This is a genomic window from Paludisphaera mucosa, from assembly GCF_029589435.1.
Taxonomy (GTDB): Bacteria; Planctomycetota; Planctomycetia; order Isosphaerales; family Isosphaeraceae; genus Paludisphaera; species Paludisphaera mucosa.
The window spans coordinates 3,102,850-3,116,410 of sequence record NZ_JARRAG010000002.1; the positions used below are offsets into that span (position 1 = coordinate 3,102,850).

The 13,561-nt window shown below is 69.3% G+C and carries 13 protein-coding genes; 6 read left to right on the forward strand and 7 right to left on the reverse strand.

All coding sequences use genetic code 11. From position 1 onward, the window contains the following. On the reverse strand, nucleotides 1–483 hold the full coding sequence (ybaK, locus tag PZE19_RS21530; protein ID WP_277862661.1) for a Cys-tRNA(Pro) deacylase: 483 nt from the start codon (nucleotides 481–483) through the stop codon (nucleotides 1–3). A 174-nt stretch (nucleotides 484–657) separates the two neighbouring features. Here ybaK and PZE19_RS21535 point away from each other — a divergent pair, with 174 nt between their 5' ends. The 3 genes from PZE19_RS21535 to PZE19_RS21545 all read left to right on the forward strand — a co-directional run bounded on the left by PZE19_RS21535 (nucleotide 658) and on the right by PZE19_RS21545 (nucleotide 2,094). Continuing rightward, on the forward strand, nucleotides 658–930 hold the full coding sequence (locus tag PZE19_RS21535) for a hypothetical protein (protein WP_277862662.1): 273 nt from the start codon (nucleotides 658–660) through the stop codon (nucleotides 928–930). 112 nt (nucleotides 931–1,042) lie between these two features. Next, entirely contained in the window at nucleotides 1,043–1,720 is a 678-nt protein-coding gene (locus PZE19_RS21540; protein WP_277862663.1) for a DUF4253 domain-containing protein, read from the forward strand. A 155-nt stretch (nucleotides 1,721–1,875) separates the two neighbouring features. Then, entirely contained in the window at nucleotides 1,876–2,094 is a 219-nt protein-coding gene (locus tag PZE19_RS21545) for a hypothetical protein (RefSeq protein ID WP_277862664.1), read from the forward strand. 33 nt (nucleotides 2,095–2,127) lie between these two features. Here the strand turns inward: PZE19_RS21545 and PZE19_RS21550 are convergent, their stop codons facing one another. Beyond that, a complete protein-coding gene (locus PZE19_RS21550; RefSeq protein ID WP_277862665.1) occupies nucleotides 2,128–3,696 on the reverse strand; it encodes a hypothetical protein in 1,569 nt (522 codons plus the stop codon). A 134-nt stretch (nucleotides 3,697–3,830) separates the two neighbouring features. Continuing rightward, nucleotides 3,831–4,634 (reverse strand): nucleotidyltransferase domain-containing protein, encoded by an 804-nt coding sequence (locus PZE19_RS21555; protein WP_277862666.1) that lies wholly within the window; start codon nucleotides 4,632–4,634, stop codon nucleotides 3,831–3,833. Nucleotides 4,635–4,779: 145 nt separating this feature from the next. Between PZE19_RS21555 and PZE19_RS21560 the strand changes: the two genes are divergently transcribed. Continuing rightward, complete coding sequence (locus tag PZE19_RS21560) at nucleotides 4,780–5,544, forward strand: metallophosphoesterase family protein (protein WP_277862667.1); 765 nt, start codon at nucleotides 4,780–4,782, stop codon at nucleotides 5,542–5,544. 21 nt (nucleotides 5,545–5,565) lie between these two features. Here the strand turns inward: PZE19_RS21560 and PZE19_RS21565 are convergent, their stop codons facing one another. Both PZE19_RS21565 and PZE19_RS21570 read right to left on the reverse strand, forming a co-directional pair. Beyond that, nucleotides 5,566–5,979, reverse strand: a complete 414-nt coding sequence (locus PZE19_RS21565) for a hypothetical protein (protein WP_277862668.1) — start codon at nucleotides 5,977–5,979, stop codon at nucleotides 5,566–5,568. Between the two features lie 58 nt (nucleotides 5,980–6,037). Then, entirely contained in the window at nucleotides 6,038–6,934 is an 897-nt protein-coding gene (locus tag PZE19_RS21570; RefSeq protein WP_277862669.1) for an SDR family oxidoreductase, read from the reverse strand. 121 nt (nucleotides 6,935–7,055) lie between these two features. Here PZE19_RS21570 and PZE19_RS21575 point away from each other — a divergent pair, with 121 nt between their 5' ends. After that, a complete protein-coding gene (locus PZE19_RS21575) occupies nucleotides 7,056–7,997 on the forward strand; it encodes an AraC family transcriptional regulator (RefSeq protein WP_277862670.1) in 942 nt (313 codons plus the stop codon). Between the two features lie 42 nt (nucleotides 7,998–8,039). On the opposite strand, the gene PZE19_RS21580 is transcribed toward PZE19_RS21575, so the two are convergent. Continuing rightward, complete coding sequence (locus PZE19_RS21580; RefSeq protein WP_277862671.1) at nucleotides 8,040–9,749, reverse strand: GH39 family glycosyl hydrolase; 1,710 nt, start codon at nucleotides 9,747–9,749, stop codon at nucleotides 8,040–8,042. Nucleotides 9,750–10,039: 290 nt separating this feature from the next. Between PZE19_RS21580 and PZE19_RS21585 the strand changes: the two genes are divergently transcribed. Then, nucleotides 10,040–10,648 (forward strand): vWA domain-containing protein, encoded by a 609-nt coding sequence (locus PZE19_RS21585; protein ID WP_277862672.1) that lies wholly within the window; start codon nucleotides 10,040–10,042, stop codon nucleotides 10,646–10,648. A gap of 54 nt (nucleotides 10,649–10,702) precedes the next feature. Here PZE19_RS21585 and PZE19_RS21590 read toward each other — a convergent pair whose 3' ends face one another. Then, nucleotides 10,703–13,318, reverse strand: coding sequence for an alpha-mannosidase (locus PZE19_RS21590; protein WP_277862673.1), 2,616 nt, complete (start codon nucleotides 13,316–13,318; stop codon nucleotides 10,703–10,705). Nucleotides 13,319–13,561 lie beyond the last annotated feature (243 nt).

The window sequence follows — 13,561 nt, forward strand, 5'->3', positions numbered from 1 at the left end:
CTACCTGGCCTTGGCGATGCCCGCAACCCGGGCGTCGACGGCCCGGACGTAGTCGTCGGGCGCCAGGAGCACCTGGACGCCCCGCACGCCGGCCGAGACCGAGATCACCTCGAACAGCTCGGCCGTCTCTTCCAGATAGACGGGGTACGCCTTCTTGCAGGCCATCGCCGTCACGCCGCCGCGGATGTAGCCCGTGAGCGGCTCGACCTCCTTCAGGGCGACGGTGTCGACCTTCTTGTCGCCCGTCGCCTTCGCCATCGCCTTGAGATCCAGCTCGCAGTCGGCGGGGACGACGGCCAGGCAGACGCCGTGCTTATCGCCTCGCGCCACCAGCGTCTTGAAGACCTGCTCGGGGGGCAGGCCGATCTTCCGCGCGACCGATTCGGCCACGAGGTCGTCGGGGTCGACCTCGTACTCCCGCAGCTCGTACGCCACCCCCAGCCGATCCAGCAGCCGGACGGCGTTGGTCTTCGCGATCGCCACCTCATCGGCCCTCCGCCGCGTGGAAAATTGTATCGAATTTACGGTTTGCGAGCTTACCGGGAAGCCCGCGTCCCGGCCAACCGAGGCCTCTCGGAAATCCGTGGCACGCCGCGAGGGCCGTCGCTCATCCATCGGGCGGAAGGGGTCACGTCGTTACGCCCGGGAGATCGACCGATGGGAACGATTTTCGTCTACGCCCTGCTGATCGCCCTGATCCTCCCGCTGAGCGTGCTGCTCGCGTCGCCCGAGGAGGGCCGCTCGACCCGCAGCTACCGCACGCCGGCCGTCGTCGCCCTGGCCCTGGGGGCGGTCTTCTTCGCCCTGGGCTTCATCCATCCGACCGACGCCCCCGGCGCCTGGCTCTTCCGCGCCTTCTACGGAGCCCTCTGCACGTTGACCGTCGCCGCCGCGAACGTGCTCGTCTGCCTGGAGCCGTCCCGCACTTGAGGTCGAAACGCCCAGACCGGCTCCCGCTCGGTCGCCGCGGTGGTACGATTGGGGGTCGAGGTCGCGCGGCTGGCGCTGCGACCTCGGGCCCACCGGGCGGCGGAGACGACGGATGGAGTTCACCACGTTCAAGGTCGCCGGGGTCGACGCGTTGCGGCGCCTCGAAGAGTACCGCGCGAAGTATCCGACGAGTCGCGTATATCCGTTCCTGATCGGGGGCGCCGAGGAGCTGGAATACCTCGAGGAAGCCGCTGAATCCGACGGCCGCGACCCGGCCGCGATCATCCGGGCGTCGCTCGACGTCGATCCCGCCGCCTGGATCGCCGGGCGCAAGGGTCAGGTCGAAGACGACGGCGTCGCGCTCGACGACGAACTGATCGGGGAATGGCCGGAAGGCGAGATCGAGAAGTCGGGGATCGGCCTCCACATCGACCTCATGACCGGCAAGATCAAGCCCGAGGTCTACCTGGGCCTCGTCACGATCGACGAGCCCTGGCAGCTCCCGGCGGTCCTGAATTACGGCGGCTGGAACGACTGTCCGTTCCCGGAAGTCCACGCTGCGTTCCACCGCGCGTGGTTCCGGCGGTACGGCGCGGAGATCGTCGGCGCGTCCCACGACGTCGTGGAATGCCTGGTCGCCCGGCCGCCTCAGACCCAGGACGCGGCGATGGACCTGGCCTGGGAACAGTACTGGTATTGCTCGGACATCGTCGACCAGGGCTGCGGGACCATCGCCAACCTGGCCGCGACCCTACTCGACGCGCCGGTCTGGTACTTCTGGTGGGACTGACCGAGGCCTTGACCACGCGGGGCCGATCCCGTCCAACTCCGGAAGGGCTTCGATCCATTCGATAGTACAATCCGAACCCGAAGCATAAATCCCCTGGCGAGCCCGGGCGGAAAGACTCCCGCCTCGACCTGACGCCGATCGAGGCGGAACGCCTGTTGAACGATCCGGTCCATTGCCTGGAAGTCCCGGACAAGGGGGTCTTCATCGGGGTCCGCGAGGGCAAGATCTATGCCTTCCGAGACGACGGAACGGGCGGCTACCACGCCTACCCGATCACGGGCAACGAGGTCTGCGCCAAGTTTCACGCCGTCTCCCCGCGCATCGCGGGCTTGCTCGGGACCGACGTCAAACGCCTCAGCCGGTTGCACGAGTGAGGCGCGAGGCCGGCGGTCCCGAGCCGGCGTCGATCAGACCTTGAGCAGGTCCCTCGCCTGGGCCATGCCGGGCGCGGGGCGGCCGCATTCGCTGGCGGTGACGCGGGCGAGGGCGACGAGCTGCCGCCAGCGGAAGGCGGGCCGGGTCGAGGCGAACTCCTCGCGGACCGTGTTGTAATACTTCTCGGCGTGCAGGGCGCCGTCCTCGCTCACCGCGTATTTCAGCATGAGCGCGAAGACCGGCGCGGGGTCGAGGCCGAGGCCGCCGTATCGGCCCACGAACGCGGACGCGATCTCCTGCTTATTCGCCTTGATTGCGGATTCGGTCTCGGCCAGCAGGACTTTCGCGTCGGTCGCCGTGATTCCGTCGAGGTACTCGGCGAGCGGGCGGGGGGCCCACGTGCGGAACTCTGCCTCGCGAGACTGGCGGTCGCGGGCGACCTCGAAGCCGGCGAGGATCAGGCAGGCGGCGGCGTTGCGGGGGTTGACCACGCGCGCCATGTTTCGCCAGGCGTTGACCGCGTCGCTGGCGTGGACGCCGATCGAGTCGCCGTGGACGCTCCCCGGAGGCTTGCCCGGCTGCGCCCAGCGTTCCAGGCGGCCGCCGTCGCGCAGGACGAGCTGATTCGCGGCCAGCGCGATCGCCTCGCCGACGTCCGCCGGGTCGATCCCCTCGGCCAGCGCCGCGGCCACGGCCTCGGCGGCGGTCGGCGGGCTCGATTCGAAGATCGTCTTGCACATTGCGGCGACCCATTCGTCGCCGGGCCGCTTCGTCCCGGGGGACGTCCGCGGCAGGTGGTGCCGGTCGAAGAGCGCCGGCAGCAGAACGCGGGACTCGTCGCTCTGCGCGGCGTGGGCGGCGTCACGCTCGTTCTTGACGCAGTAGCGGACCGACTGCCGGAGCATCGTGTGGGCCTGCTCCCGGCCGACGACGTCGAGCAGCTCCCACGCGCGATAGGGGAGGACGACGCGGTGCACCTCGGTATGGTCCTCGACAGTCATGAGCAGGCTGTTGAACGCGTCGTCGGGCGAGCCGGCGGCGATCGCGGCGAAGGTCCCCTCGGCCTCGTCCACGTCGCGGCGACGGACCGCGTCGCGCAGGGCCTCGGCCGGGTCGTGACCCGCCGACAGGACGCCCGGCTTGACGGCGTGCAGGACCTCGGACGCCCGGCCGCCGTGCTCCTGGATGCGGTTCGTGTTGCGGTAGAGCACCTTGAGCACGGGCAGCGCGCGACGGTCCTCGGGAAGCTCGCGCGCCATGTGATAGGCGGGTGCCAGGGCCATCAAAGTATGAAAGCCGATGTAGTCCTCGCCGCCGAACGTCCGCGCGTTGGCGAGCGCCGCGGCCGCCACGAGCTGCTTCAGGTCGGTCCCGGCGTTGAGCTTCTCGACGAGGGCCGGCAAGATCCGGTCGATCGACGTGTCCTGCATCAAGCCGACGAGGGGTTCCAGATCGCCGAACGTGATGCGGCCGTCGCCCGCATCCTCGCCTCGGGCGGACGTGAGGCCCATGTCGACCGCCGTGCCGAGGCCGACGCTGGCGACCAGCATGCCCCCGCCGACGCGGCCCAGGAATTCCCGACGCGTACGCCGTGTGCTCATCGTCTCCGTCCTTTTCCCGTGAAGAGATCGGGATGCAAGGTGACCTGCGACGTCGGCCATCCTACCGCGTCGCGGTGAGATAAGCCATTCGCATCAGCCCTTATCCGTTCGGGAGAAGGAGGCGGGGCGATTCGTCAGCCCGTCGGGTCCGCGATGGCGGCCGTCCAGTGGGCGACCTCCTCGGGCGACATGCGGCCCAGGGGCCGGAGGCGGGCGTCGTGATAGCCCCATCGGCCGGTGTCGGCAAGGTACTGCTCGCGCGACAGCAAGGTGCCGAAGCAGACGCCTTCCTGCATGGACGAGTTCTCCAGCTCGTCGCCCAGCTTGGCCAGGAAGCGACGGATCACCCAGCCGGGGATCCGGTCGCGCTCGGCCGGGTAGATGAAGCCGAAGGTGACGAGGTGGGCGAAAAGCACGCGCCAGTGGTCGCCGAAGCGGCCGATCAGCCGGGTCCAGTCGAGCGACTCGCCGCAGCTTCGCAGGAGGTGGGCGACGTCCGCGCCGTCGAACCGCTCGCGTTCCTGGATGTAGCCCTTCGACCAGATCATCTCCTCGGCCGGGCACAGCTTCACCGGCACGCCGAGGATCTCTCCGTCGGACGCGTGGTCGAACCACTCGTCGTCGACCTCCGCCACGCCGTTCCCCGCGCCGTAGATCACGTCGATGAACCCGTCGTCGCTGAACGCCTTGGCCAGCCAGTGGGGGAACGAGACCTCGGTGCGATACCCGGCCGCCGCGAGCGTCTGCAGCACCAGATCGCGATCGCGCCTCAGGACGAAGACGTCCAGGTCCTTGGTGTGACGTTCGATCCCCGTGTACTTCGCGAACGCATACGCCCCCCCCACGAGGAACGGGGCGTCCGCCTCGTTCAGGACTGCCAGCGTCCGCACGTAGAACGCCCGCGTGTTGGGATCCAGATCGACCGGTGCCAGTTCCATCGCCTTCGTCCTCCGCCGCGATTTCCAGGAACCGCCCAATCTCGCAAAGGCAATGCCGAGTGGGCACGCACTTTGCCGAGAAGAAGGTCCTGTGCGTCGCCCGGTCGGCGGCGACTCCTGGTCATCCCCGGAGGTGGAGGGCGTGATGTCCGATTCGAAATCGATCGTGCGGGTCGCCGCGGTGGGGGACCTCCACTGCGGCAAGACATCCCGAGGGACGATCCGACCCCTGTTCGAAAACGCCGACCGGTTCGCCGACGTGCTGGTGCTCTGCGGCGATCTGACCGACTACGGACTGCCCGAGGAGGCCGAGATCCTCGTCGAGGAGCTGGCCGTCGCCTCGCACCTGCCCATCGTCGCCGTGCTGGGGAACCACGATTTCGAGATGGGCCGCGAGGACGAGGTCGCTCGGATCCTGACCGACGCGGGGCTGTTTTTGCTCGACGGCGACGCCGTGGAGGTCAAGGGCGTCGGCTTCGCGGGGGCCCGGGGCTTCGCGGGCGGCTTCGGCCGCGGGACGCTCGGCTCGTGGGGCGAGAAGGCGGTCAAGGCGTTCGTCCAGGAGGCGGTCGACGAGGCCCTGAAGCTCGAATCTGCCCTCGCCCGCCTGCGCACCGAGAGCCGGATCGCCGTGCTCCACTACGCGCCGATCCAGGCGACCGTCGAGAACGAGCCGCCCGAGATCTTCCCGTTCCTCGGCTGCGGCCGCCTGGAAGACCCTCTTAACCGCTACCCGGTCGACGCCGTCGTCCACGGCCACGCCCACAACGGCAGCCCCGAAGGACGGACCTCCGGCGGCGTCCCGGTCTACAACGTCTCGCTCCCCCTGATGCGCCGGACCTCTCCCGACGCGCCGCCCTTCCGCATCATCGAGGTCCCCGCCGTCGAGAGGACCATGGAGCCCCGGTGAGGATCACTTCGATGCTCGACCTCACTCGGCGGCGAAGGCTTCGACGATGTCCCACCCGACGATGCGTACGAAATAGCCGCGGCCGCCCTCCCCGGGAAGGTCGAAGGTGTAGACCAGCTCGAAGTCCGCGTGGGCGGGGCCGCCCTCGTCTTCGATGTAGCAGCCGATCGTCGGGCTGAGTCCCGCCGCGACCTCCTCGACGGAAATCAGGCCGGGGTGGCAAAGGAGCAACGCCTCCGCGATGTCCGGCCAGAGCGAGGGGTATCGCGCCTTGAGCTGATCGAAGGTCGCTCGCTGGAGGGCCGACGGGCCCGACTCGTCGGCCCAGATGTGGACCGCGAACCTTGACGTCCGGGACGGCTCGTACGCGAACGGGGCGAGGCCGTCCCAGGCGTCGATTTTGAACTCGATCTCGCCGAACGTCGGGTCGGTCACGCCCGGGCTCGCCTCCCAGGAACATGCGTCGCATCGATCGAGACGGCCCGACGGATTCTCACCCCCCGGACCAGTTCATGTGGTCGAGATCCTCGATCATCCCGGCCTTCTGCGTCGGACGCCATCCCAGCCGCTCCTGCGTCAGCTTGCTGGACGCCGGCATGTCCCAGCCGACGAACATCGCCATCCATCCGAAGTGGCCGGCGGCCTCCTCGGGCGACAGGGAGACGACCGGGATCTTCAGGCCCCGGCCGATGGCCTCGGCGATCGCCCTGGCCGTCACGCCCTCCTCGGCGACCGCGTGATACCTCGCCCGGTGCGGTCCCTTCTCCAGGGCCAGACGGTAGACGGGGGCGGCGTCGAGGACGTGGACCGCGGGCCAGCGGTTGAGCCCGTCGCCGACGTACGCCGCGAGGCCCTTCTCGCGGGCCACGGCGATCGCCGGGGTGACGAGGCCCTGCTTCAACGTGTCGTGGACCTGCGGCAGGCGGACGACCGTCACGCGCACGCCGCGATCGGCGACCGCCTCCGCCGCGATCTCCGAGCCTAAGCGGGGGTTCGGGTGGTTGGGGTCGAAATGGTCCTCGGTCGCGGGCTGGCCCGGCGTCCTGGTCCCCATCCCGGTCCCGGAGGTGACGACGAAGGGCCGATCGGAGCCGGCGAGCGCGTCGCCGATGGCCTCGATGGCCCGCCGGTCCACCTCGCAGACCTCCTGGAACCGCGAGAAATCGTGGATGAAACCGCAGTGGATCACCCCGTCGCAGGCCGCGGCCCCCTTCCGCAGGCTGTCGAGGTCTTCGAGGTCGCCCCGGTGGACCTCGGCCCCGGCGGCCGCGAGCGCCCCAGCGCCTTTGTCCGAGCGAGAAAGGCCGAGCACCGCGTGGCCCGCCTCGATGAGGTCCCGAGTGACCTCGGTGCCGATGAAGCCCGTCGCGCCGGTCAGGAAAACACGCATCAGGAATCCCCCCTGGATTGAATTCGGTTTCTGTTCGCGGATTTCCAAGGCTAGGTTTTTGAACCGAGACGATCTATGCTCGGAAGTCCAATCTTTCTTCGCGATCGTCCAGGAGCGACCCATGGATCCCTTATCCGGCGTGCTTTCCCTGCTGAAACCACGAAATACCATGTGCGGGGGTTTCGACGTCGGCGGCGAGTGGTCGCTGCAGTTCCCCGAGCACGAAGGCATCAAGTGCTATGCGATCGTCGGCGGCCAGTGCTGGCTCGTCGTGGAGGGCGTCTCTCAAGCCGTACGCCTGAAGTCCGGCGATTGCTTCCTGCTCCCCCTGGGGCGGCCTTTCCGACTGACGAGCGACCTGGCGCTGCCGCCCGTCGACTTCAAGGCGATGCATTCGCGGCCGATGAACGGCGGGTTCGCCGTCTGGAACGGGGGAGGCGACGTCTCGGGCGTCGGCGGCTACATCGGCCTCGAAGGGAAGCACGCCGGCATCCTGCTGAAGATGCTGCCGCCGATCGTCCACATCCGGAAAGAGGCGGACAAGCTGGCGCTGCGCTGGTCCATCGAGCGGATGATGCAGGAGCTGCGCGAGCCGCAGCCGGGCGGCCATCTCGTGATCCAGCACCTCGCCCACATGATGCTCGTCCAGGCGCTGCGGGCGCATCTGGCGGAAGGCTCGAGGGGCGGCGTCGGCTGGCTCTTTGCTTTGGCCGACGAGCAGATCGGCCCGGCGATCAACGCCATGCACGCCGCCCCCGCCCATCCCTGGACTCTGCAGGAGCTGGCCGAGCGCGTCGGGATGTCGCGGTCGGGATTCGCCCAGAAGTTCAAGGAGACCGTCGGCGCGACCCCCATCGACTACCTGACGCGCTGGCGGATGCTGCTGGCCGGGGACCGTCTGACCAGTTCCGGCGATCCCATCTCGGCCATCTCGCTATCGCTCGGCTACGAGTCCGAAAGCGCCTTCAGCACGGCCTTCAAACGAGTCATGGGATGCTCGCCCCGGCAGTACAGCCGTGGCCGGGACCGGGTGACTTCACATCACGGAGTGCTGGCGGATTGAGCGAGCTTCCCCGCGTCGGACGTACCTCGCCGATCTCTCGAACTAGCGCAGCGGCGGCGGATCGGCGGCGAGTTCCAGGCGCAGGAGCGAGACCGCCTGACGCGGCAGGACGACCTGCAGCTTGAGCATCCCGTCCTCGGGTCGAAGCCGGGCGGGGGAGTCGAAGAGCGTCAGCCGCGACTGCCGCTCCAGCTCGGCAATCTGTTCGGGCGTCGGCCGAGGGGGCGAGCCCATCCGCTTCCAGGCCTCGAAGGCGTTGCCGTGGCGGGCGTCGATCCGGTAATGGTGCAGGAGGACGGGGGCCGCCGCCGGCAGGCCGGCCACCTCGATCGTCACGTCGGCGTCGGGGCCGGGGACGTCGTCGTCGTGGTAGTGCCAGGCGAGGATGGCGAGCGAGGCGCCGTCGAACGACGCGAGCGCGGAGACGTCCGGGGCCGCGCGCACGCCGTTTTCGAGGATCGCGTCGAGGCCGACCGCGCCCGAGCTTTGCACGTCCAGCCGCCGGCCGCCCATGAGGCTGAACATCCGGAAGACGTTCAGGACGGGCAGGTCGATGCCGTTGGTCGCCAGGGCGCGGAAGCCGGCGAAGAAGGGCTGGTCCTCGAACTCGAAGGCCCAGGTCAGGGCGCCTTCGAGGTTCACGCCGAGCCGCTCGGCCAGGTCGTGCTTGCGCGCGAAGCTCGCCGCGGTGTAGCTGGAATACATCGTGCCGTTGCGATAGCCGAACCGCGGCCCCTGGCACGCGGCGCAGCCTTCGGGGTCGGACTCGCCGATGACGATCGGCTTCTCCTTCAACTCGGGGAACGAGGCGACGAGGCGGAAGCCGTCCTGGACCGTCCGCAGGTGCTCGGCGATCCCCATCCGCACGTGGCCGTCGACGACGCTCGGGGCCCCTTTGGCGTGGAACGACACGAAGTCGATCGGCGTGCCGACCCGGCCGGTCGCGTGGTTCGTCCCGCGCAGGCAGTGCTCCAGGAAGTCGCGGCTCCAGCGGCCGCCGCTGCCGGCGGCGTCCGGCCCGCCGACGCGCGCCGTCGGCAGGGCCCGCCGGACGGCGTCGACGGCGTAGTCGTGCAGCTTCTGGAACTCCTCGGGCGTCCCCCGCCAGTAGCCGATGTTGGCCTCGTTCCAGGTCTCCCAGTACCACCCCTCCACCTCGGCCCGACCGTACTTCTCGACGCAGTGCTTCGCCCACTGGTGGACCAGCTCGGCCCACTTCGCGTAGTCCTTGGGCGGGTAGGCCCAGCCCGTGTAGATCTCGTCGTACTTCGCCGTGGGCGTCCAGCGGTGCTGGTAGGGCTCCGGCTTGATCGACAGTTCCTTCGGCATGAAGCCCATCTGCACGTAGGGCCGGACGCCGCGCTCGAGATAGGTGTCGAAGATCCGGTCGACGATCGACCAGTCGTAGACCGGACGCCCTGCAGCGTCCTCGCGATAGGCGCCGGTGGAGCCCCACTTGAGCGCGGGCGTTCCGTCGCCCGAGGTCAGCAGGTTGTGCGCGCGGAAGTAGACCGACCCCGGCCGCAGGCGTCCCAGCTCGCCGATCAACTCCCGGCCGTCCTTCATGGTGGCGTAGTTCGGCTCGTCGGCCCCGAAGAACCGCCAGATCGGATGCAGCGGCCCCGTGGACCGCGTGGCGTCCAGCCGGATCGCGACGGGGAACGTCCCCTTCACCTCGGCCGACTCGGCCCGCGCCCGGATCGGGGCCGCGATCAGGAGCAGGACGCATAACGCGACGGCGTGCCTGGACATCGTTCGCTCCCGGTGGAGTCGTGGAGGGGGAGGGGACCGCCTCGCCAAATTCAGGAGGGCGTGGAAGGTCGACAATGAGAATAACCCGGCGCGACCGTCCTCGAACGGGCCTCGAGCCCGCGCACCGACGTCACGTTTGTAGGGCTTCCGAGCGACGGGCGGTAGCCTGCACCCGGAATTTCAGGCTCGCTTCGTAAGCTTGCCTCGCGACTCCCGTTGTACGAAGAGTCTCATCCCGATAAGCCGTCCTCATCCCGCCCGCCGGGCCAGCCCCGGTGTGGGGAGGTCCCATGTCCGACGCGAACGAAACGCTCAACGCCTACATCCTCCTCGATCGTTCCGGCTCGATGGCCTCGCGGTGGGACGAGGCGCTCGGCTCGATCAACACCTATGTAAAAGCGCTGGCGGGAGCGACCGTCACCCTGGCGACCTTCGACGGCATGGATGGGCTGAAATTCGAAGTGCTTCGCGACCGGGTCCCCTCGACCGAGTGGAAGGACGTGACGCCCGCCGAGGCGACCCCGCGGGGCGAGACCCCGCTCTACGACGCCCTCGGCCGCATCATCTCGACGGCCGAGGCCGCCGGGGCCGACAGGACCGTGATCGTGGTCATGACCGACGGGGTCGAGAACCACAGCCGAGAGGTGTCGAAGTACGACGTTTACGACGCCGTCGATCGGTGCAAGTCGAAGGGCTGGCAATTCGTCTTCCTCGGGGCGGACTTCGACGCCTTCCGGCAGGCGTCCCACTTCGGACTCCACCGCTCCCAAACCCTCAGGATGAAATCCGGCGGGTTCCCCTTCGGCTTCGAGCGCCTCGCGAGGAAGACGACGGATTATGCGACGACCGGCCAGGACATCGCGTTCACGGAGGAAGAGCAGAAGGAGGCCGAGAAGTAAGCGGCGAGGCGCCGCCCGGCGAGGTCTCGACTGCGGCCGGGCGGGGGATTGGGCTCAGGGGGCCGTAGGAGCCCGGGGCTTGCGCTGGAGGACGAGGGTCTTGATCTGGAACGGCGCCAGGTCGACGCTCACCGAGCCCGCCGCGACCGCCGCGAGCGCCGGGACGTTCTCCAGGAGGTCGGCCTCGCCGGCCGCGACGATGTCCGCGGGCAGCTTGACCACCGTCGCGGGGGCGGGTCGGCCGGAGGTCTCGTAAAGCCGGAGCGCGACCCCGCCCCCGCGCGCCGGCTTGAGCGACGAGACGACGACGTTCGGCGCGGAGACATCGACGAAAGCTCGGCTGGTCGGCAGACTCCCCTCGTGCGAGCCCACGGTGCGGGCGATGAGCGGGTGGTTGAACTCCAGGCCCGCCTTCGGGACGCCCGCGTCGCGCCAGTCGCCGGCGTGGGGGAGCAAGGCGTACCGGGCGGTCCACTCCTTGCCGATCTGGAAGGCCCCTTCCGAACTCATCCCCGGCTCGTAGCCGCCGCCGAAGCCGTAGGCGCCCAGGTTGTGCGAGCGCAAGGTCGAGACCATCAACGTGCCTTCGGTCACGACGTGCCCCGGGAGGCCGATGTTGAGCACCGCCAGCCCCCGCCCGGACCCGCTCAGGTCGGACCAGTTCTGCGCGGGGAACTCGATCCCGTCGGGCCGCTCGCTCGCGCCGAAGGGGATCTCGTCGAACCGCTTGCCGGCCGCGATCGTGGTGGGGAAAAGCACCTGGTAGCGGACGTACTTCTCGTTGTTGACCAGGGTCGTGGTGCAGTCGATCCGCGGCAGGTCGGCGTATAGCCGCACCGTCGAGGCGTACCCGCCCGAGTCGAACGAGTGGGCAACCCGGAACTCGGAGTAGACCGGCCCCGAGACGAGAGTGCCCGGCGCGTCGTGGGACTCGTCGCTGAACTTCGCCGAGCCCCGGGCCGGCACGGGCTGAACGGTCTTCATGGCGATGTTGCTGCCGCCGTCGAGCCCCTTGTAAAGCTCCCACACGTCGCCCTTGTCCTGGTGCCTGGCGACGACGTTGGCGGGCCCCTTGAACACCTCCCAGTCGCCGTCCTTCACGCGAAGGCCGACGAGGGCCCCCGTGCCGGGGTCGAGCGTGATCTTGTAGAACCGATTCTCCAGCGCGACCGTGGCCGGCGCCGGAGCGGGCGGCGTGGCGGGCGAGGACGCGGGGCGGGCGTGGTAAGTCCGGTAGCCGAGCGACGGCACGTCGGCCGCGACGAACGCGACCCGCGCCTTGCAGACGCCGCCGTCGGGATACGTGGTCGAGGCGACGACCTGCGACGGCCGGACCGCCCCCCGGTCGTCGACGATCTCGACGCCGCCGACGCCCTTCGCGCTGAAGCCGAGGTCGACCTCGGCCAGGTCGGACCGCGTCCAGCTCAGGGGGTTGAACACGACGATCGGCACGCCCTCGCCCCGGGTGTCGATCCTGGCGGCGAGCGCGTCCCAGCCCCGGGCGATCTGCTCGGCGGCGAGACGGTCGGAGAACTGGAAGCCGCCGACGACGTCGTCGTAGACGTGGTCGGTCATGACGCCCGACGCCAGGTCGTGGGTCTCGTTGAACAGGGCCGGCTCCCACGCCCGCCAGAGCGCGGGCAGGTCGGACGCCCCACCGCCCCCCTGCATCTGCTCGATCGCGGCGAGCTTCTCGGCGGTCAGCAGCCGCTCCTCGATCCGCCGCATCCACGTCTTCAGCTCGATCCGGCTGCTGTAAGCCCCCTGGAAGATCGGGCTCAGCTCGCCCTTGAACACCGGCAGGTCCGTGCGTTCGCCGATCACCGCCTCGAAGTCGCTGGGCGTCGCCATCCGCGCCCGGAACGGCGAGTCGGGCGCCTTGTCGAACGCCTCGACCATGGGCGCGAGATGCGGCTCGGGAACTCCGACGTCCACGCCGGCGAGGCCCACCCGATGCGGCCCGGGCGCGTTGCGATCGAGCGCCCCGAATCGCCCGACGAGGAATTCTCGGAATTTGGCCGGGTCGTTGGGCGAGCCGTAGAGCAAGGCGTAGGTGGCAGGCATGTAGAACGTCGCCAGCCGAGTGCCGTCGATCCCCTCCCAGAGAAACTCCGCGGGGTGTTCGCGATAAGGCACCCCGCGCTGGGTCCAGTAGGAACGGAAGCCTGCGAGCTTCATGAGCTGCGGCATCTGCGCGTGGTGTCCGAACGTGTCGATCAGCCAGCCCGTCGTCACGTCGATCCCGAGCTTGTCGCGATAGTACCCCTTGCCGTACTGGACCTGGCGGACGAACGACTCTCCGCCGGGCATGTTCACGTCGGGCATGACGTCCATGCCGCCGGTGATCTGCAGCCGGCCCTCGGCGACGAGCCTGCGGAAGAGCGGCTCCTGGTCGGGATAGCGTTCCAGGAAAGGCCGGACGTAGGCGACCTGATCCAGCACGAAGCGGTTGCCCGGCTGTTCTTCGAGCAGCCGGAGCGCCTTGAGGATGTTCGGCAGCCCCATCTCCAGGTACTCTTCGCGCGTCTTGAAGACGGCCCCCTCCCAGTGGGTGTGGGGGATGACCCAGAACGTCGACTTCTCCGCGGCCGGCGGGTCGGCGGCGCCGGCGGACCCGGCCTGGAAGAGGGCGAACCAGGCCCCGACGACGATCAATCCACGCTGGATCATGCGACTCTCCTGTTCGACTTGGCTCCCGGACGCCGGCCTCGACCCCGAGGACGCGCCGAAGCTCCCAACCCGCCGACCGCGCCTCGCCTCGCGGACGACATGCTACGGCCGCGCGTCGGGCCGGGCAACCGTCCGCCTCCGCCGAACCGGGCCGCCCGGGGGCCACGTCCTGGACGGTCGCACGTCGCATCGGTAGAATCCGATCCGACTCATAGCCTGTCGCCGCCACGGTTTCCGCTTGGA